This is a genomic window from Cupriavidus oxalaticus (assembly GCF_004768545.1).
In the GTDB taxonomy this organism is placed as follows: Bacteria; Pseudomonadota; Gammaproteobacteria; order Burkholderiales; family Burkholderiaceae; genus Cupriavidus; species Cupriavidus oxalaticus_A.
Map to the genome: position 1 here is coordinate 358,999 of NZ_CP038634.1, position 19,150 is coordinate 378,148.

General features: G+C 68.5%; 15 protein-coding genes. 7 read left to right on the plus strand and 8 right to left on the minus strand.

The genetic code is table 11. The annotated features are described in order from the left end of the window. Positions 1–119: 119 nt before the first annotated feature. The 5 genes from oxlT to pgaA all read right to left on the minus strand — a co-directional run bounded on the left by oxlT (position 120) and on the right by pgaA (position 8,488). The gene (gene oxlT / locus E0W60_RS01600) at positions 120–1,439 is read right to left on the minus strand and encodes an oxalate/formate MFS antiporter (RefSeq protein WP_133094557.1); all 1,320 of its coding nucleotides are present in this window, start codon (positions 1,437–1,439) and stop codon (positions 120–122) included. A gap of 653 nt (positions 1,440–2,092) precedes the next feature. After that, complete coding sequence (gene pgaD, locus E0W60_RS01605; RefSeq protein ID WP_135702804.1) at positions 2,093–2,587, minus strand: poly-beta-1,6-N-acetyl-D-glucosamine biosynthesis protein PgaD; 495 nt, start codon at positions 2,585–2,587, stop codon at positions 2,093–2,095. Further along, on the minus strand, positions 2,584–3,921 hold the full coding sequence (gene pgaC / locus E0W60_RS01610) for a poly-beta-1,6-N-acetyl-D-glucosamine synthase (protein ID WP_135702805.1): 1,338 nt from the start codon (positions 3,919–3,921) through the stop codon (positions 2,584–2,586). The genes pgaD and pgaC overlap by 4 nt, the downstream gene beginning before the upstream one ends. After that, positions 3,918–5,948, minus strand: coding sequence for a poly-beta-1,6-N-acetyl-D-glucosamine N-deacetylase PgaB (gene pgaB / locus E0W60_RS01615; protein ID WP_167884540.1), 2,031 nt, complete (start codon positions 5,946–5,948; stop codon positions 3,918–3,920). The genes pgaC and pgaB overlap by 4 nt, the downstream gene beginning before the upstream one ends. A gap of 14 nt (positions 5,949–5,962) precedes the next feature. After that, positions 5,963–8,488: a poly-beta-1,6 N-acetyl-D-glucosamine export porin PgaA gene (gene pgaA / locus E0W60_RS01620; RefSeq protein WP_240745807.1), complete on the minus strand. Its 2,526-nt coding sequence runs from the start codon at positions 8,486–8,488 to the stop codon at positions 5,963–5,965. 920 nt (positions 8,489–9,408) lie between these two features. Between pgaA and E0W60_RS01625 the strand changes: the two genes are divergently transcribed. Both E0W60_RS01625 and E0W60_RS01630 read left to right on the plus strand, forming a co-directional pair. Beyond that, a complete protein-coding gene (locus tag E0W60_RS01625) occupies positions 9,409–10,101 on the plus strand; it encodes a cytochrome c biogenesis CcdA family protein (protein ID WP_135702807.1) in 693 nt (230 codons plus the stop codon). A gap of 61 nt (positions 10,102–10,162) precedes the next feature. Further along, a complete protein-coding gene (locus tag E0W60_RS01630) occupies positions 10,163–10,693 on the plus strand; it encodes a thioredoxin family protein (RefSeq protein WP_133094552.1) in 531 nt (176 codons plus the stop codon). A 38-nt stretch (positions 10,694–10,731) separates the two neighbouring features. Here the strand turns inward: E0W60_RS01630 and E0W60_RS01635 are convergent, their stop codons facing one another. Next, positions 10,732–11,250, minus strand: a complete 519-nt coding sequence (locus E0W60_RS01635) for a M23 family metallopeptidase (protein WP_133094739.1) — start codon at positions 11,248–11,250, stop codon at positions 10,732–10,734. Positions 11,251–11,516: 266 nt separating this feature from the next. Between E0W60_RS01635 and E0W60_RS01640 the strand changes: the two genes are divergently transcribed. Then, positions 11,517–11,831: a zf-TFIIB domain-containing protein gene (locus E0W60_RS01640; RefSeq protein ID WP_135702808.1), complete on the plus strand. Its 315-nt coding sequence runs from the start codon at positions 11,517–11,519 to the stop codon at positions 11,829–11,831. A gap of 57 nt (positions 11,832–11,888) precedes the next feature. Here the strand turns inward: E0W60_RS01640 and E0W60_RS01645 are convergent, their stop codons facing one another. Beyond that, a complete protein-coding gene (locus tag E0W60_RS01645) occupies positions 11,889–13,523 on the minus strand; it encodes a hypothetical protein (protein ID WP_135702809.1) in 1,635 nt (544 codons plus the stop codon). 169 nt (positions 13,524–13,692) lie between these two features. Between E0W60_RS01645 and blaOXA the strand changes: the two genes are divergently transcribed. After that, positions 13,693–14,532 carry an OXA-1206 family carbapenem-hydrolyzing class D beta-lactamase gene (gene blaOXA / locus E0W60_RS01650; protein ID WP_135702810.1) on the plus strand — a complete coding sequence of 280 codons (840 nt, stop codon included), beginning with the start codon at positions 13,693–13,695 and terminating at the stop codon, positions 14,530–14,532. Positions 14,533–14,546: 14 nt separating this feature from the next. Here blaOXA and E0W60_RS01655 read toward each other — a convergent pair whose 3' ends face one another. Beyond that, a complete protein-coding gene (locus tag E0W60_RS01655) occupies positions 14,547–14,891 on the minus strand; it encodes a hypothetical protein (protein ID WP_133094548.1) in 345 nt (114 codons plus the stop codon). Positions 14,892–15,113: 222 nt separating this feature from the next. Between E0W60_RS01655 and E0W60_RS01660 the strand changes: the two genes are divergently transcribed. From E0W60_RS01660 to E0W60_RS01670, 3 genes are all read left to right on the plus strand, one after another. After that, a complete protein-coding gene (locus tag E0W60_RS01660) occupies positions 15,114–16,376 on the plus strand; it encodes an ROK family protein (protein ID WP_135702811.1) in 1,263 nt (420 codons plus the stop codon). Then, the gene (locus E0W60_RS01665) at positions 16,363–17,964 is read left to right on the plus strand and encodes a sugar ABC transporter ATP-binding protein (RefSeq protein ID WP_240745808.1); all 1,602 of its coding nucleotides are present in this window, start codon (positions 16,363–16,365) and stop codon (positions 17,962–17,964) included. The genes E0W60_RS01660 and E0W60_RS01665 overlap by 14 nt, the downstream gene beginning before the upstream one ends. A 137-nt stretch (positions 17,965–18,101) precedes the next feature. Next, positions 18,102–19,133: an ABC transporter permease subunit gene (locus E0W60_RS01670; RefSeq protein ID WP_135702812.1), complete on the plus strand. Its 1,032-nt coding sequence runs from the start codon at positions 18,102–18,104 to the stop codon at positions 19,131–19,133. The last annotated feature ends 17 nt before the right edge of the window (positions 19,134–19,150 follow it).

Below are 19,150 nucleotides of genomic sequence, written 5' to 3' on the forward strand. Positions count from 1 at the left end.
AGATCGCCGGTGGATCGAGCTTCGCATTCTAATCGGTGACGCCCAAAAAAAGCGGGCTTCCGAAGAAGCCCGCCCAGCCAACTACAGTGGATCCGTCTATCTGAAGCGCGGCGCGTGGACTAGGCCGCCACCTGCGCGCCGGCTGCGGCAGATTCCTTCGCGAACTGCTGCCTGGAGGTCGCAACGTGCGAGGCCAGCACCGGCCGCAGCACCATGATGGCAAGGAACGCAGCGGTCAGGTCCATTGCCGCCACCGTGTAGAGCACCGTCGACCAGGTGCCGGTGGCTTCCATCAGCAGGTTGCCGATCGGCACGAACAGTGCGCCGATGCCCTTGGCGGTGTACAGCACGCCGTAGATCTTGCCGATGTGCTTGGTGCCGAAGGCATCGCCCGCCAGTGCCGAGAACAGCGAGTAGACTTCGCCCCAGGCCAGGAACACCACGCCGGACAGGATCAGGAAGGCGTACGGGTCGCTGCCGAAGTAACCCAGCGCGATGATGCCCAGCCCTTCCAGCGTGAAGGCGATCACCATCGTCTTCTCGCGGCCGATGTTGTCCGAGATCCAGCCGAACAGCGGACGCGAGATGCCGTTCATGATGCGGTCGAGCATCAGGGCGAGCGGCAATGCGGCCATCACGAAGAAGTGCAGGTCAACCTTGAATTCCTTCACGCCAAGGTCCTTGGCGATGACGCCGAGCTGGGCCACGGCCATCATGCCGCCGGTGACGACCAGCACGAACATCACCAGCATCAGCCAGAACAGCTTGGTGCACAGCGCTTCCTTGAGGGTGTAGTCGCGCGTGGCCTGGGCCAGCTTCTTCGAACCACGCACCTCGCCGGTCTTGGGCGAACGCAGGAACCATGCCGCGACGAAGGCGAGCGATCCTTGCAGCAGGCCGAAGAACAGGAAGGTGTGCTGGAAGCCCTGCGACTCGATCATCGCCGCGATCGGCAGGATGGTCGCCGCCGAGCCCGCGCCATAGCCGCCGGCGGTCAGGCCGACCGCGAGGCCGCGGCGGTCCGGGAACCACTTCAGCGCGTTGTTGATGCAGGTCGCATAGATGGAGCCCACGCCCAGGCCGCCGACCGCGGCGCCGACGTAGAAGCCCATCAGCGTGGTCGCCTGCGAGTTGATGACCCACGCCGTGCCGATAAAGAGCGCGCCGAAGGCCACCATCATGCGCGGCCCGAACTTGTCGATGAAGTAGCCCTCGATCGGCGCCAGCCAGGTCTGCACCAGCACGAACACGGTGAAGGCGATCTGGATGCTGGCGCGTGACCAGCCGTAGGTTTCCTGGATTTCAGGCACGAACAGCGTCCAGGCGTACTGGATGTTCGCGGTTGCGATCATGCAGACCACGCCGACGACCAGCTGGATCCAGCGCGTGGACTCCGGAGCGTGATTGGGGTGCAGGGCCCCTGCGTTTGCGTTACTCATAGCGCACTCCTTGAACCGTGTGTTTCGGGAAATCCGTGGGGATGGACGAAGGTGGGGACGCCATGCGCGTCAACTTGCAGGTGGCTCCTGGCATTTTCTGTCTCCTGTGTCGTTGGCATTTACTGCCTTTTATTGCGACGCCATATCGACGTCTCCCGCACTCACCTGTTTTCAAAACTACGAGATGCGATGGGATACACAGTATGTGATATATCAAGCGAGTTCAAGACGAACCGGCGCAGGGTTTTCACTAGCCCGCTGATTAATGAGGAATATGGCTATAACACCGGATTCAGGTCATTTCCGCATCAGTGCGAAAGGCGTATGAATAAACGCGTCACATTCCTGTAACCCAATAGCCGCGCGCCTTTCATGGAAGTATTGACGGCCATGGCAAAAGCATGTCAAATGCTGGCCAGCCGAGAAACATTGCGATTTTGTAATGTTTCGGGAAAAATCAGGGTTTTCACCAGCCCGAATCAGAAACGGGCAAAATAAGATTCCTGATTAATATCGATCAGGAATAATCGAGGATAAAAAAAGGCCCGCAGGCGTCCCGGCGGGCGGAGTCATGATGCGTGACATCAGCCGCAGCATGTCACGTATTTATAAGCGATTATCCGGAGTAAATAAACAAGGTCGCGACTAATGGATTACCCGTTGTCCGGGTCGACGCTTTTCCTCCGGAAAGCGCCCACACAAGGGGAGCCGCTCGCATGGAAGACGCGCACGCCGGCGATGCCGCCGTCGTGGTCGTGGTCGACGACCGCCACCTTGGCCTGCTGCAGCGCCTCGACGCGCTGTTCCGGCAGGCCGAAGCTGGCCGCCAGCTCATCGCCGCCCAGCGGCGGCAGCGGCTTGCGGCGGTCCATGCCGGCGAAGCGGATCTGGTTGTACAGGGCCCACACCAACAGCACCACGCCATTGAACACGCCCACCAGCACGTACACCGACAGCGTGCCCATGGTGGGCATCATCGCGGACCAGAACGGCACGTCGAGGCCGGACGACGCTCCCGCCAGGATGTCGCGGATGCCGCTGGCGAAGAGGTAGAAGAACCCGGTCCACGCCAGCGCGGTCAGCACCGCGTCGAACGCCCAGCGCAGCGGTGCGCGCCGGGTACGGATGATCATGTTGTCGGGATTCATGACGATTTCATCGATTGGATGCCGCGATCGGGACTGTCCCAGCGCGCACGCTTGCGCCGGGTCTTGAGCATGACCTTGGGAAAGGCCAGCAGCGTGGTGAACATGCCGACCAGCCAGTACGCCAGCGGGTACCAGATGATCCAGTACAGCGTGCGCCCCAGGCGCGGCTCGTAGCGGCGGTCGATCGCCACGCTGATCATGAACTGCAATATGCAGACCGCCGCCAGCACCATGCCGGTAAAGCCCGGCGGCATCAGCTTCTGGATGCGGATATGCTCCGGCAGCTCGACGAAGTGCCCCAGCGCCCACAGTACGATCGACATGGCAAAGGCAAAGGCCCAGCCCGCGGACAGGCAGTACTCCGCCATCAGCGGCCACAGCCGGCGGTGGCGCCAGATCCAGATCGAGCGCACGTTTTTCATGAACACTTCGGCGCCGCCCTGGGCCCAGCGCAGCCGCTGCTTGAACAGGCCGCGCACGGTCTCGGGCATCAGGATCCAGCACAGTGCGCGCGGCTCGTAGAAGATCGACCAGTGGTCGCGCTGCAGCTTCCAGCTGATGTCGATGTCCTCTGTGATCATGTCCAGGCTCCAGTAGCCGACGCGGTCCAGCGCGCGGCGGCGGAACGCGGCGACCACGCCGGACACGGTAAAGACCTGCCCATAGACGCGCTGGGTGCGCTTGATCAGCCCGATGATCGACGAGAACTCGCCGACCTGGATGCGCCCCACCAGCGTGGACCGCGTGCGGATGCGCGGGTTGCCGGTGACCGCGCCCACGCGCGGGTTGGCCACCATCGGCGCGACCAGGTAGGCCGCGGCGTCGGGATCCAGCGCCGCGTCGCCGTCGATGCAGACCAGGTATTCGCCGCGCGCGGCCAGCGCGCCCATGCGCAGCGCCATGGCCTTGCCCTGGTTCTGCGCCAGGTGCACCACGCGCAGCCGCTCATGGCGCTGCGCCAGCGCTTCCAGCACGGCGCCGGTGCCGTCGCGCGAACCGTCATTGATGGCGATCACCTCGAACTTGGGATAGCGCTGTCCCAGCGCGGCCAGCAGCGTCTCTTCGCCGTTCTGCTCTTCGTTGTAGCAGGGCACCAGGATCGAGATGAACGGTGTGCCGGGCACCTGCGGCGCCTCGCGCTGCTCGCCCCCCCGCCACTCGCGCTCCCAATGCAGCCAGAAGTACACGCCGCCGGCCATCCACAAGCCGGACATGAACAGCGGATAGAAGAACACGAAGGCCAGCAGCAGGTCGCCGGTGGCAAGCGCGGCCAGCGCGAACGGCAGCGCCAGCGCGAGGCACAGGATAACCAGGGCAAACAGTCTTTCGATCATGGTGCGGGGTACCAGGCGTTAGACAGCGCCGGGCGGATCAAGTCGAGCCGGGGCTGGTTGTTCAGGAAGTCGTCGGGGTAGTAGCCGAAGCTGCGCGCGCCGCGCCGCTGAAGGCGCTGCATCCAGCCGGCCAGCACCTTGCTGTCGACTGCGCCTGCAACCCCACCTTCTGGCTTGCGCCAGTCGCGCGCCTGCAGCTCGAACACCGTGCGCCGCAGCGCGCCGGGGCGCTGCGCCACCGCGTCGACGATGCGGTCGAGCCATTGGTGCTCGTGGCCGCGCGGCACCTGCTCCATGTACGGCATCGCCATCGGCGCGGTCCAGTCGTATGCGGCCAGGAAGTCGTCGAGGTTCTGCGCGAACCAGGCTTCGCTGTCCGGCTGCAGGATGGGCATGGCGAAGATATTGCGCGCGGTCTTGATCGCCGGGCCGCGGATGGCGCGCACACGCTGCGTCAGTTCCTGCGTGAAATCGACCAGCGCACGGCTCTTCATGCGCGTCCAGCGCTGCACCGTTTCCGGGTCGGCGCGCAGCGCGGCAATGTTGTCCGGCAGCCCGGCCTTGCGGTACGCCGCCAGTGCCGGCGCGCTGGCGTCCTCGAAATCGCTGAGGGTGGCGTCGTCGTGGAACAGCAGGCCCTGGAAGAAGGCGTGCCGGGCCAGGTCTTCATAGACCTCGGCGATGCGCTGGCGCGCCACCGGGTCGAACGGCGACAGGCGGCGGTATTGCTTCGCGTCGACCCCGGCGCGATTGGTGGCCGGGTCCCAGCGGGTCACGCGCGGCAGCGACGGGTCCATGTCGAAGCTCAGCACCGGCATCCAGGCGTAGACCTTGACTTTGGCGCGGTTGCCGAGCTGCCATGCCACGCGGTTGAACAAGTCCGCGCGCATCGGCAGCCAGCGGTTCGGGAAGTACACCGACCGGACCAGGCCGCTGCCATCTTCGTCGGAGAAGGCCTGCAGGAAAACCGTGTTGATCTTGAGGTCGTAGATGCGCTGCACCAGCCGGTCGAGGTTGCGATCGAGCTGGGCCGGGTCCGGATCATAGACGTAGTCCAGGTCGACGTGCGCGACGCGCATGGCGCTCGGCTCTTCCATCGTCGCCACCGACTGCGCGAAGCCGGGCACGCCGGGATCGCCGGTGACTAGCATGCGCGGGCCGGACATCAGCTTGTCGACGCTGGCCAGGCCGTCTTCCAGCGTCAGCGCCATCTCGTAGCCGTTCTCGCCGACGATGCGCAGCGCGGTGCCTCCTTCGGCGCCGTACGGCCATACCCAGACGCGCACCGGCTTGCCGGTGACGGCATGGACTTTCTTCGTGATGCGCTGCATGTCGGTACGCACGCGCGCCGCGTAGGTTGCGTCGGTCTCGTAGCGGCCGGTGCCGGCATCGAAGGCGCGCACCGCCGCGGCCGGCTCGGTATTGCCCTGCGGATTGGCGTTGATGCCGTAGTGCAAGGCGTCCGTGTGCGCGCCGATCTCGACCAGCCCGGAGGCGGAAATCTCGCGCAGTTGCTGCCACGTCAGCAGGCGGTCGCGAGCGGTCGGCGTGCCGCCGAAATCGACCGGCTGGCCCGCTGGCGTGTCGAGCCACGCACCGACCGGCGCCAGCACCGCGGGCCAGCGGTAGGCCTTCAGGATCGGCAGCACGCGCGCATGGAAGCTGCGGTAGCCGTCGTCGAAGGTCAGCAGCACCGCGCGCGCCGGCAACGGCTTGCCGCCGCGGCGCGCGGCCAGCACCTGGTCGACCGAGACCGCCTGGTAGCCGTTCTCGCGCAGCCACGCCAACTGGCCGATCAGGTGGTCGGTACGCACGCTCAGGTAGGCCTGGTCGGGGTCCCTGTCTTCGACGTCGTGGTAGGCCAGCACCACCAGGTGGTTGCCGGGCCAGGGCTGTTCGGCGGCGGCGAGCGGGCGCTGCGCCGGCGGCGTGAACACCGGAATGTCCTTGGCGCAGCCGGCCAGCAGGCATGCGGCGAGCAGCAGCCAGAACAGGCGGCGCCAGGCGCTCAGCGGGAATCGTGTCATGGCGGGGGTCCGGGTCAGAATCGATAGGTCAGGTCGAACACGATGCGCAGTTCGCGCTCGCGCTGGCCGTCATAGGGCCGGCTGCTGGCGGTGACGGTGGCGCCCACGTCGAACACGTCGTTGGTGCGGTAGCGCTGGCCGTAGCCGAGCAGCAGGATCGCGCCGGTGCCGAAGCCTTGCTGGCTGTAGGTGCCGGCGCCGCCCAGGAACTGCTGCTCCCAGGCGGTCTCGTAGCGGCGGTACAGCGTGTGCGTGAGCCGGGCCGACGGCAACACCGTCAGGTCCGCGCGCGGGCTGTAGTACGGCACGTCGGTGCGGCTGTTGCGCGAGCTCCACAGGTCCACCAGCAGGTCGGCCTTCAGGTGCGGCGCGGCGTAGATCCGCTGCACGCCGGAGATGCCGCCTTCGAGCCGGTCATTGCCGTCGCTGAAGTGCGACGGCGCCACCGTCAGCATCCACTCGCTGGCTTCGCTGGCGCGCCAGCGGCCGTAGACCTGCACGTTGTTGGCGTAAATGCCGTTGAGCAGCGCCCGCAGCGGCGTGGCGGTCGAGCGCATCGCGGCCGAGGCGCCGATGCGCCAGCGGTCATCCAGGTCATAGTCCACCGCCACCCGGCCGCCCTGGCGCGCGCCATAGCCATATCCGTGCATCGACAGCTCGGCCTCGACGGTCAGGTCGCGCACGCGCCGCTGCACGCCGGCGCGGCCCCAGCGGTAGTCGACACGCCCTTCGTCGAAGCGGCCGGTGGCATAGCCCACGCCGCCGAAGGCGCGCCAGTCATAGTTGATCGGCGGCGTGTACAGCACCGACTCGATGCCGAAATTGCCGTCGCCCACCACCGGGCTGTCGTTGGCCAGGCCGCGATAGCCTTCGATGCGCAGCTCGGCCTTGTTGTGCACGGCCCATTCGCGCGCCAGGCGGCGGGCGGCCAGGTCATCAGGGAAGCGCGCCAGGGTATCGTCGCGCAGCATTTCTACCTGGCGCCATTCCTGCAGGTCGAGCGCGGCGTGGCCCTGCTGCACTTCCACCGCGAGCGCGCGCGGCGCCAGCGTTTCGGCGGCCTTCAGTTCCTGCTCGGCGGCGCGCGGCCAGCCGCGCGCCAGGTAGACATTGGCCAGGCCCACGCGCAGGCCGGAATGGCCGGGCGCGTTGCGCACCAGGTCTTCCGTGCGCTGCTGGGCCTGCTGGGTGTCGCCGGCCTGCAGGAGCGCGAGCGTGGCGGTCTGCTCGGCGGACAGCCACAGTTCGTTGGGCTGGCGCGCCGGCTGGCCGCGCACCCGGCGCCATTGCGGCTGCTCGGCGCGGGCCTCGCTCACCGCCTCGCCCGCCGGGTCGAAGGCTTCGGCTTCGGCGTTGGCGTAGTACAGGCCGGTCTGGGCCTTCAGGCGCGTTTCGGGGTCGAGTCCGGGCGGATAGGCTTCGCGCACCTGGCGGAACAGTTCGGCGGCCTGCTCGGGGTGGCGCAGGTAGAGGTAGGCCGAGGCCACGTCGCCCAGCACGTAGACGGGCACGGCGACACCCTCGGCGCGCAGCGCCTCGTAGCTGTCGACCACGTCCTGCATGCGCAAGCGCGCATGCAGCGCGCCGAGGCGGTCGATGCGGGCGCGGCGGTACAGGGCCTCGCTTTGTCCTTCCTTGTTGCCCTGCCCCTGCAGTGCGGGCAGCAGCGCGTCATAGCGCGCCAGCGCGCGGTCGGCGATGGCAAAGCGCTCGGCTTCCATCCGTGTGGGCATGTCGGCCAGCCGCACCAGTTCGGCGGCGGCGTCCAGTTCCAGCGTCTGCCGGGCCGCGGTGTCGACCAGTGTCGGCTGCTCGCCGGCGACGCGCAGCGCGGCATCGGGCAGCCCGGCGCGCTGCAGCGCGCCCACATAGGCGCGCACGGCGTCGGCGCGTTTGGGTGCGCGGGTATAGGCCTGGTCGGCCTCGAACAGGGCCTCGTAAGGTTCGCCGGCGCGGGCCTGCGCATAGGCCAGCGCGAGGCGGCTGTCGACATCATACGGCTGCTTGCGCACCAGGGCCTGGCCAGCGCTGACGGCTTCCGCGGCCTGTCCGCTGTCGGCCAGCACGCCGACCTCGCCCAGCGCGAACACCGGCTCGGCGGGGTAGCGCTGGCGTCCTTCGCGGTAGCGTGCCAGCGCCTCGTCCCAGCGCTTCTGGTCGCGCAGCGCGCCCGCCGCCGCGGCCAGCACCTGCGGCGGCGCGGTGCGCGTGGCGCCCGCCTGCTCCAGTTCGCCGTAGGCGGCCAGCACCTCGTCGGAACGGCCGGCCCAGCCGGCGATGATGATCCGGTCAAACGCCGCGCGCCGGTCCGAGGGAGCGCTGGCCACGCGCTCGCGCAGCATTGCCAGCGCACTGCCGTAGTCGCCGGCGCGGGCGCGCTGGATCAGGGCTTCGTATTCGGCGTATTCGGCGTCAGCCTGCGCGGGGGCCGGCATGCAGCAAAGTGCCGCCGCCAGCCCGGCCGCGAGCCCGGCCGGCATGCGCCGGCGCAAGGCCTTGCGCCGGGCGGGACCGGTGCCGGCGCACGAAGGTTGCGTCATCAGTGAATCCATGGGATCCGCAGCCTGTCTCATCTATGCCCGAGCGCCGGCTCGCCTGCTGGAAGCGGGCGCGCGCCTGGGGTCCGTTATCGGCAGATGACATGCGGCACGGAGACACGGAACCCGATCGGGCCTGGCCGCAGGAGAGAGGCGGCAGGACAGGCCTACGGGATCCGGCGGGTACCGAGGAACCACGCCGGATGGCCAGCCCGCGATGGGCATGGCGTCGTGCAGACGCTACCTCCGCCGGTGGCGGGGTGCGTTGCCGCAAATCGGGGGAAAGTGTAAGCGCGTGGCGAAAATCAAATCGTGAACATTCGCAAACACATTTACAGCTTGCATCAAATTCCCGGGGCGAATTCTTGCCGCATTCCGCGGCTCGGGACAATACCCGTTCGGGGGAAACATTACTCGGTTCTGGCCAGGCGCCTTGCCTGGCCTGGTGTCGCGAGAGCCGCGGTAAAGCGGGGGGGGTAAAGCGGGAGTTTCCGGGGCGGATTTGGCGGGGTATCAGGTAATGTCCGACATAACTCCTCGCGCACGAATATCTTGATTATTCGCTGGCTGGCAGGTGTCCGGAATTCGATAAATCAGCCCAATGGCGGATTTATGGTGGTAGAAATGCCGCCCTTTGGCGGCATTTCACCGGCCCCAGCGGGCCACCTGGCCGTCGATGCCCATTTCCAGGCCGCTGACGCGCTCAGTGCCTGCGGCCAACCCGCCACTTTGTATCGCACTGTATCTGGCGCGGCGCCGGACATGAAATCTTGCATTCCGGCCGCTGCCCGGAAACAAGCGGGATACGCGCGGGCGCTCCAATGCGGTCATCGACCCGACCGGAGCCCGACGATGACCTGCTGCCTTGCCCTGCCTGCCCCTGCCGCGCGGTGTGCCGCGCCGCGCCCCCGCAGGAGCCGCCAATGATCGACGCACTGCTTGCCTTCCTCGCCGGCGTGCTGACGATCGCCTCGCCGTGCGTGCTGCCGGTGCTGCCGATGCTGCTCGGCGCTTCCCTGGGCCAGTCGGACCGCCTGCGCCCGCTGGCCATCGCGCTGGGCTTCGTCACGGCGTTCTCGGCCTTCGGCATTGCCTTCGGCGCGCTGTCCAGCGCCTTTGCCGACGCCCACGGGGTGGTGCGCAACGCCGCCATCCTGTTCCTGCTGGCGACCGGACTGGCGCGGCTGTGGCCGGCCGGCTTCGCGCGGCTGACGGGGCCGTTCGGCGGTATCGCCGAGCGCCTGGCGGACCGGCTCGGCAGCGTGGGCGGCAGCGGCATGGCCGGCGGCTTTGTGCTGGGCATGTCGCTGGGCGTGGTCTGGACCCCGTGCGCGGGGCCGGTGCTGGCGTCGATCCTGGCGCTGGTGGCCAAGGCCCAGGACCTGCAACGCGCCGCCGCGCTGCTGGGGATGTATGCCGCCGGCGCGGCTATTCCGATGCTGTTGATCGCCTATGGCGGCCAGTTCGCCACCACCCATGTGCGCCGGCTGGCGCGCCATACCCAGCGGCTGCAGCAAGGCTTCGGCGCGCTGGTGGTGGCCACGGCCGTCGCCATGTACTTCCAGTACGACACCCTCGCCGTCGCTTGGCTGACGTCGCTGGCCCCGCTGACCTGAATCCACCAGCGGAATCTGTTCGCTGAACCCTTCCCCCACTGTCTGACACGGAGACTGCACCATGCACCGCATCCTGCGTACCCTGCTTGCCGCCACCACCATCTTCGCCGCCACCCACGGCGCTCCCGCTGCCGCCGCGCCGGCGGATTTCGGCAAGGCGCCGGAATTCACCGGCATCGAGAAATGGCTCAACTCCGAACCGCTGACCCTTGCCGGACTGCGCGGCAAGGTCGTGCTGGTAGATTTCTGGACCTACGACTGCATCAACTGCATCCGCACCCTGCCCCATGTGCGCCAGTGGTACGACAAATACCGCGACAAGGGGCTGGTGGTGGTCGGCGTGCATACGCCCGAGTTCGGCTACGAAAAGTCCACCGCCAATGTCCAGGCGGCGATCAAGCGCTTCGACATCCGCTACCCGGTGGCGCAGGACAACAAGTACGCCACCTGGAACGCCTGGCACAACCAGTACTGGCCGGCGCTGTATCTTGTCGACGCCAGCGGCAACGTCGTCTACAAGCACTTCGGCGAAGGCAACTACGCCCAGACCGACGCTGCCATCCAGAAGGCCCTGGCCGACGCCAGGCCCTGACTCCTCCGGCGCGCTCCTGCGCGCGGCGCAGCCCCCGGCTAGCGCCGCGGCGCGCCGGCTGTCGGGGGCCGCTTCAGCAGCGGATACGGGTTGATCGCACCCCCGGCGGCATAGATGCCGTAGTGCAGGTGCGGCGGCGTGCCGCGGGCGTTGCCGGTGGTGCCGACATAGCCGAGCACCGTGCCCGGTGCAACGATATCGCCGGCGCGTATTGCCGCGTAGTCGTCGAGGTGCGCGTAGTAATGCATCTGCCGGCCCGGTCCCATCACCCAGACCACCTTGCCGCCGAGCGAATTGGTGCCGACGCGCGAGACGATGCCTTCCGTGGCCGACTGCACCGGCCGGCCGCGCGGCGCGAAGATGTCGATGCCTTCATGCTTGCGCCCGCCGGAGCGCGCGCCATGCCACGTGTCGCGCAGCGCGCGCGGGGCGACGCCTTGCACCGGAACCGGCAGCGCGCTCGGCGCCGGGCGGGCCGCCAGCCGCACCGCGTAGATGGCGCGTTCGAGCTGGGGCTGCAGCCATGGCCAGGCGGCCCACAAGATCGCCGCCACCATCGCCGGCGCTGCCAGGCGCCCGATCAGCGGCCGGCGGCGCGGCGCATCGCCATACGGCGCCGATGCTGGCGAAGCGGACGGTTCAGGAGCCGGTCCGCGATGGGGATCGAATTGAGGCATTCCGGTTCGACGGCGGCGCGGCCGACAAATTCCGCACGCCGCCACGTGGCGTGCGCGTCTCTGCGCAGGCGACAGCCGCACACTGGCGAACCATTGCCGGGCGGGCCGGTCATACCTCGACTTATCGACAGCAACGAGGAGAAGGCATGGATTGTCCGGTGTGCCCGCAAACGCAACTGGTGATGTCCGAAAGGCAGGGCATCGAAATCGACTATTGCCCGAAATGCCGCGGCGTATGGCTGGACCGCGGCGAACTCGACAAGATCCTGGAACGTTCCGTCGCCGCGGTGCCAGCGACGCAGGCCGTGGCGCCCGCTGCGCCGCCCCAGCAAAGCTACGGCGACCGGGACCGCGGCCATGAGTGGGGCCGCGCTCGTCATCATGACGGGGACCGCTATTACGACGAACGCCACCAGAAGCAATATCGGAAGAAGAGCATCTGGCACGAGCTGTTCGACTGAACGCTGGCTGCGCGCGATGCCGCGCAATGAATACGCCGGCGATCCCGCTATCCCCCGCTATCCCTTGCGCCGCCGGCGCGCCACCTCCGCCGCCGCGTCGCGCAGTTCCGGCGGCAGGGCGCGGATCTCCGCCGCAAAGAACGCCCGCTCGGCCGCGCGCAACGCCGGCAACTGCGCTGCCAGCCGCTCCACCGCCGCGCAGGCTTTGGCGGTTGCGCCTTGCTCGTGTGTCAGGTACCAGGCCGACTCCAGCAACAGGTTGGCCAGCTGCAACGGCCCCAGGCTGACATGGCCCGCGTCGTGGTCTTCCAGCGCAAAGGCGGCCACGGCCGACCAGCGCACGAATCCCTTGGCCGGAGCAAACGGCGCGTGGAAGGGCCGCAGCGCATCAATGGCATCGGCTACGGACAGCGGGCGCTGGCGGCGAAAGGCGGCCACGCTCTGCACGCCCTTGCCCTCGCCAGCATCGCCGGGCGCATCCGGCCCGCAGCTGCCGCGCGCGATGCGCAACAGGAAGATCGCGTTCCACGCGGTGCCGCCGCCCACCCCGAAGCGGTCGCAGATCCATTCCGACAACCCCAGCCAGCGCATCGCCTGCCGCTGCACCGCGCCGGCATCGAGCGCGCGGCCGGGGTCGGCCAGCCCATGGCGCCAGAACAGCCACAGGCACAGGCCGATATTGGCCGCGGCATGCTGCACGGCGTCGACCGAATCGGCTTCGTAACCGGCTTGCAGCGCTGCCGCGAAGGCATCGAGGGCACGCTGCGCCGACAGCGCCGGCGCCACGCTGCCGGCTGCGGCCTTGCCCATCGCACCGGCCTTGTACAGCAGCCCTTCCAGGTTCAGCACCTCGAAGCGCAGGCGCGGGTTGTAACGCACCGCCGGGGATAGCTCCGGATCCGCACGCAGCGCGGCCAGCCCGGCGCCGGCGCCGTCGTGGTCGCCGCGCGTATAGCGGGCCCAGGCGCGCACCACGTGCGCCATCGCCGCGAAGGTGGGCACGGCGGCGCCGGGGCTGCCTGCCCGGGACAGCCGGTCAAAGCGCGCCAGCGCGGCGCGGCTCTGCTCGAGGCTGCCGCAGCGGCGCCAGGCCAGGCTTTCCTTCAGCAGCGACAACGCCTGCTGGAACGGATCGCCGGCGCTGCGCTGTGCCACGCGGAACGCTTCGGCCACGGCGGTGCCGTGCGCGCCGGCATAGCCGTCCTGCGCGCTGCGCATGGCCTGCGTCAGTTCGCTCCAGAAGGCCATGTCGCGCATCACGTAGGCCGCGCCGTCCGCCATGCCGGACTCTGGCGCCCCCGCCTCGGCAAAGCCCAGCTGCCGCGCCAGCGCCGCCGGGCCCAGCGTGCGGCCGTGCGCGACGAAGCGCAGTTGCCGGGCCTGCGCCGCCGTCATCCAGAACGGCCCGCGGCTGCGCTGCGCGGGGTTGGCCGTTGCCGGATCGCGTTGCCGGTCCGCGCCCCAGCCCAGCGTCACGCCCCACCGGGCAAAGTCCGCGAAGGCGCGCGATACCAGCATGCGCAGGTTGGCGGCGGCCGGGAAGGCGCTGCGCACGGCCGCCGCTGTCACATCACCGCCGCTGCGCTGCGCATGCCAGGCGCGCGCCAGCAGCCAGACCGACTGGAAGCGGGCGGGCTCGCCATTGACGCGATAGGGGGCGCGGACGTCGATGCAAAGCAAGGCAGCGGACATGGGCTGGAGCAGTAGCAGGCTGGAGGCCGGAGAGGATGCGACGCCGTCATGTTACGCAGGTTACAGCGTGCGCGGTTGGCGTGCGTGGAGCGCTCTCCTATGCTGCGCACCACGGTCCGGGCCCGGATTGCCACCAGAGGATTCCTATCCAACCCAACACGTTACTGCCATGCCTATCCGAATCGCCCGTTTGCTGTCCCCGCTGGCCGTGGGACTCGCCCTGCTCTCTTGCGCCCTGCCCGCCACCGCCGCACCGCAAGCTGCACCGCTCGATGCGGAAGCGCTGTTCCGCCAGGCCGGTACCAGCGGCACCATCGTCGTCCACGACCTGCGCCGCGATCGCGTGCTGACCTACAACGCTGCGCGCGCGGCCAGGCCGTATTCGCCTGCGTCGACCTTCAAGATCATGAATTCGCTGATCGGCCTGGACAGCGGCGCCGTGGCCGACATCGACCACGACAAGCTGCCGTGGGACGGCAAGGTCTGGCTGGTCGGCGGCAAGGCTGTCCTGCCCGAAGCCTGCAATGCCGACGTGCCGCTGCGCGTGGCCTTCCCCAACTCATGCGTGCCCGCCTACCAGGCGCTGGCGCGACGGGTCGGCAGCCCGGCCTACCAGCGCTACCTGACCGCCTCGCATTACGGCAATGCCGACAGCTCGGGACCGGTCGACCGCTTCTGGCTCAATGGCCGGCTGCAGATCTCAGCCAACCAGCAGATCGATTTCCTCAAGGGGCTGGTGCAGCGCACGCTGCCGTTCTCGCCGGCCGCGTTCGATGGCGTGGACCGGCTGACGGTGACAGAACGCACCGCAGGCTATACGCTGCACGCCAAGACCGGCTGGGCCGATTCGGCGCAGCCGGCAGTGGGATGGCTGGTGGGATGGGTGGAGCGCGGCGGAGACAACTACCTGTTCGCGCTCAATCTCGATCTCCTCAAACCCGAGCACGCCAAGGCACGGATGGAGATTGCACGCGCGGCGCTGCGGCAGGCCGGGGCGCTGCCGGATTGAGTTGCAGCCGACGCCTACGGCACCGTCCCGCCGAGCTGCCGCAATAGCTTCTTCACGATGTCATCGTGCAATGCCAGCGCGGCAGCGAGCGTGGGCGCGCCGTAGCTTTCGTTGTCCTGCTCCCCCATGCCAGTCACGCGGGTCACGAACAGCGGCGCTTCCCCTGATGCCTGCGCCAGTCCGCGAAAGCGCGTGGTGACCACGCCGCCGCTGTCCTGCAGCAGCGTGCGGCGGAACACCGGATCGTTCTCAGCCATCCAGCGCTCCCATTCCTCACGTGCCGCCACCTCCACCGGCCGGTTTTTCAGGTCCAGCACGTAGTAGCGGCTCCACTGGCCAGTCTCGGCGCGGGCCTTCATCTCTTGCTCCGGGTTGCTAGTTTCGGTCTGTCTTTACGCTAGCCAGCCAGGCGCCGCCGCGCAAGCGCAGTGTTCCAAAAGCCACTCCAGCCCGCCTGCGGCGCTTTCACCCACGGGTTTTCCCGCAGTTGAGTTCTGCCGTCGAGTATTCTTTAATTCAACCTGAATTAATTAATACCGAGCCGACGCCCCCACCAGCGTCGGCCAAAGGACGGAGACAACATGACCGCATCCAAGGCAGGCCGTGGCGTGAATTCCGCCAGCTTGCGCCTGTACAACGAACGCGCGCTGCTGCTGGCGTTGCGCCGCGCCGGCGAGGCGTCGAAGGCCGATCTGGCGCGGATGGCGCAGCTGACCAACACCGCGGTCGGCAGCATCGTGCAGACCCTGGCCGACGAAGGCCTGGTGGAGCAGGCCGGCCGCCGCACCGAGGGCCAGCGCGGGCAACCCGCCAGCCTGATCCGGCTCAAGGCCAAAGGCGCCTTCGGCATTGGCGTGAGGCTCGACCGCGGCAGCATCGAGACCGTGATGGTGGACTTTGCCGGCGAGCTGCTCGCCAGCCATGCGCACCAGCTGGTCCTGCCTCATCCCGAGCAGGCGCTGGAACTGGTGCGGCGCGATATCGACGCGATGCGCGCCCGGCTCAGCCCGGGCGAGCAGAAGCGGCTGCTGGGAATCGGCGTGGCGCAGCCCTATAACCTTGGGGCGTGGCTGCGCGAGCTCGACGTGCAGGGCGAGGACTTCCAGGCAAGCTTCCGCGCCTGGGACGAAGCCGACTTCGCCGCGATGCTCAACGCCGTCACTGGCCTGCCGGTGTTCAGCGAGAACGACGGCACCGCGGCCGCGGTAGCCGAGCTGTTCTACGGGCGCCACCACGCGCAGCATTTCCTCTATGTGTTCCTCGGCCCCGCCATCGGCGGCGGCGTGGTGATCAACGGCGACTGCGTGCGCGGCGTTTCCGGCAATGCCGGCGACATCGCCATGATGCCGGTGCCGCCCAGCACCCTGCCGTCAGCGCCGGCGCCTGCCGGCAAGCGCCGCGACCTGCTGCTGTCGCGCGCCTCGCTCAATGCGCTGACGCGCCACCTGCGCTATCACGGCGTGGCGGTCGACGGCCATGCCGACCTGCAGCGCCAGGCCGAGCTGGGCCACCCGGCGGTGGCGCAATGGATCGACGACTGCGTCGACGCGCTGGCGCCGGCGCTGCAATCGGCGCTGGCGGTGCTGGACGTGCCGCTGGTGATCTTCGACGCCGACATCGACGGCGGGCTGGTGCCGGCGCTGATCGACCGGCTGCAGCAGGCCCTGAACGACAGCGCCCCGGAAGCGCGCACGCCCGCCACCGTGGTGCGCGGCTGCTTCGGCGCCAACGCCGGCGCGGTCGGCGCGGCGTCGCTGCCGATGTTCATGAATTTCTCGCCGCGTGCCGAGCTGCTCAAGGGCGCCTCGGCCATTGTCCCGGAGGCCCGCCATGCCATGGTCTGAAGCATCACGCACCCTGCCCCAGCCCCAGCAGCAGCGCCCCCATGGCGCCGCCGCTGCCGGGCCGCTGCTGGCGCTGCGCAATATCTCCAAGACCTTTCCCGGCGTGAAGGCGCTCAGCAATGTGCAGCTGACCGTCTACGCGGGCGAAGTCCATGCGCTGATGGGCGAGAACGGCGCCGGCAAGTCGACACTGATGAAAATCCTCTCCGGCGCCTACACCGCCGATCCCGGCGCCGAATGCCGCATCGCCGGCGAGCCGGTCGCTTTCGGCGGCCCGGCCGCGGCACGCGAGCATGGCATCGCGGTGATCTACCAGGAGCTGAGCCTGGCGCCGAACCTGAGCGTGGCCGAGAACATCTACCTCGGCCGGCATCTGCACCGCCATGGCATGGTTGACCGCGCCGCGATGGCCAGCGCGTGCGAAGCCACGCTGGCGCGGCTCGGGGCAGACTTCACGCCAGCCACGCCGGTGCATACGCTGTCGATCGCGCAGCGCCAGCTGGTCGAGATTGCGCGCGCGGTGCATTTCGAGACGCGCATCCTGGTGATGGACGAGCCCACCACGCCGCTGTCGACCCGCGAGACCGACCGGCTGTTCGCGCTGATCCGCCAGCTGCGTGCCGAAGGCATGGCGATCATCTACATCAGCCATCGCATGGCCGAGATCGACGAGCTGGCCGACCGCGTCACGGTGCTGCGCGACGGCTGCTTCGTCGGCACGCTGGAGCGCGACAACCTGACCCGCGCCGCGCTGGTCAAGATGATGGTGGGCCGCGACCTGTCCGGCTTCTACACCAAGACCCATGGCGAGACACGCCAGGGCGAGATCATGCTGTCGGTGCGCAATATGTCCGATGGCCGGCGCGTGCTGCCGTGCAGCTTCGACCTGCGCGCCGGCGAAGTGCTGGGGCTGGCCGGCCTGGTCGGCGCCGGCCGTACCGAACTGGCGCGGCTGATCTTCGGCGCCGATGCGCGCAGCGCTGGCGCGGTGTTCGTCGCCGGCACGCCGCTGGCCATTTCGAGCCCGCGCCAGGCGATCGACGCCGGCATCGCCTACCTGACCGAAGACCGCAAGCTGCAGGGGCTGTTCCTGGATCAGAGCGTGCACGAGAACATCAACCTGATCGTGGCGGCCCGCGACGCGCTGCGCGGCGGCCGGCTCAACCGCGCCAGCGCCCGCCAGCGCACCACGCAGGCAATCCGCTCGCTCGGCATCCGCGTGGCGCACCCGCAGGTCAACGTGGGCGCGCTGTCAGGCGGCAACCAGCAGAAGGTGATGCTGTCGCGGCTGCTGGAAACGCGGCCGCGCGTGCTGATCCTGGATGAGCCGACGCGCGGCGTGGATATCGGCGCCAAGGCGGAGATCTACCGGCTGGTGGACGAGCTGGCCCGCTCGGGCGTGGCCGTGCTGCTGATTTCCAGCGAGCTGCCGGAGGTGGTCGGCCTGTGCGACCGCGTGCTGGTGATGCGCGAAGGCGAGCTGGTCGGCGAAGTGGCTGGTTGTGCCGATGCGGCTGGCATGCAGGAACGGATTATTGCGCTGGCGACCGGGGCGGGTGGGGACATTCAACCCACCACACTGCATTGACGGTCCCCGCGGTTTGCTCCCCTCTCCCGCAAGCGGGAGGGGAGCAAACAATCGGTTCATCAGTCGCCAATCGCAAAACATAAATGCACCTAAGCACGTCGGCCCACGCAGGCACGACGTTCCGACAAGGAGACAACATGCGCAACCCCTTCCACCCCGCCGCCCACGCCGCTGCCGCGGCCGCACCTTCCACCGGCCCCGCCCTGCCCGGCGCCGCCGGCCGCGCCACCACGCAGGAACGCCTGCGCGCGCTCGGCATGCTGCCGGTGCTGGTGCTGCTCTGCTTCGGCTTCACGCTGCTGACCGACAACTTTGCCAGCCTGCAGAACCTGTCGATTATCGCGCAGCAGGCGTCGATCAACCTGGTACTGGCGGCGGGCATGACCTTTGTCATCCTGACCGGCGGCATCGACCTGTCGGTGGGCTCGATCCTGTCGGTGTCCGCGGTGGTGGCGATGCTGGTTTCGCTGATGCCGCAGCTGGCGGCGCTGAGCGTGCCGGCGGCGCTGCTGTGCGGGTTGCTGTTCGGCCTGGTCAACGGCGCGCTGATCGCCTTCATGAAACTGCCGCCGTTCATCGTCACGCTGGGCAGCCTGACCGCAGTGCGCGGACTGGCCCGGCTGGTTGGGAATGACAGCACCGTCTACAACCCCGACATCTCCTTTGCCTTCATCGGCAACGGCGACCTGCTGGGCGTGCCCTGGCTGGTGGTGATCGCGGCGGCCGTGGTGGCGGTGTCGTGGCTGGTGCTGCGACGCACGGTGCTGGGCCTGCAGATCTACGCCGTCGGCGGCAATGCCGAAGCGGCGCGGCTGTCGGGCATCAAGGTCTGGGTGGTGCTGCTGTTCGTCTATGCCGTGTCCGGGCTGCTGTCGGGGCTGGGCGGCGTCATGTCGGCGTCGCGGCTGTACGCGGCCAATGGCCTGCAGCTGGGCCAGTCCTACGAGCTCGATGCCATCGCCGCGGTGATCCTGGGCGGCACCAGCTTCGTCGGCGGGGTCGGCTCGATCGCCGGCACGCTGGTGGGCGCGCTGATCATCGCGGTGCTGTCCAACGGGCTGATCCTGCTGGGCGTGTCGGACATCTGGCAGTACATCATCAAAGGGCTGGTGATCATCGGCGCGGTGGCGCTGGACCGCTACCGTCAGAAGGGTTCGGCGCGGACCTGAGCAACGCACTGACAGGA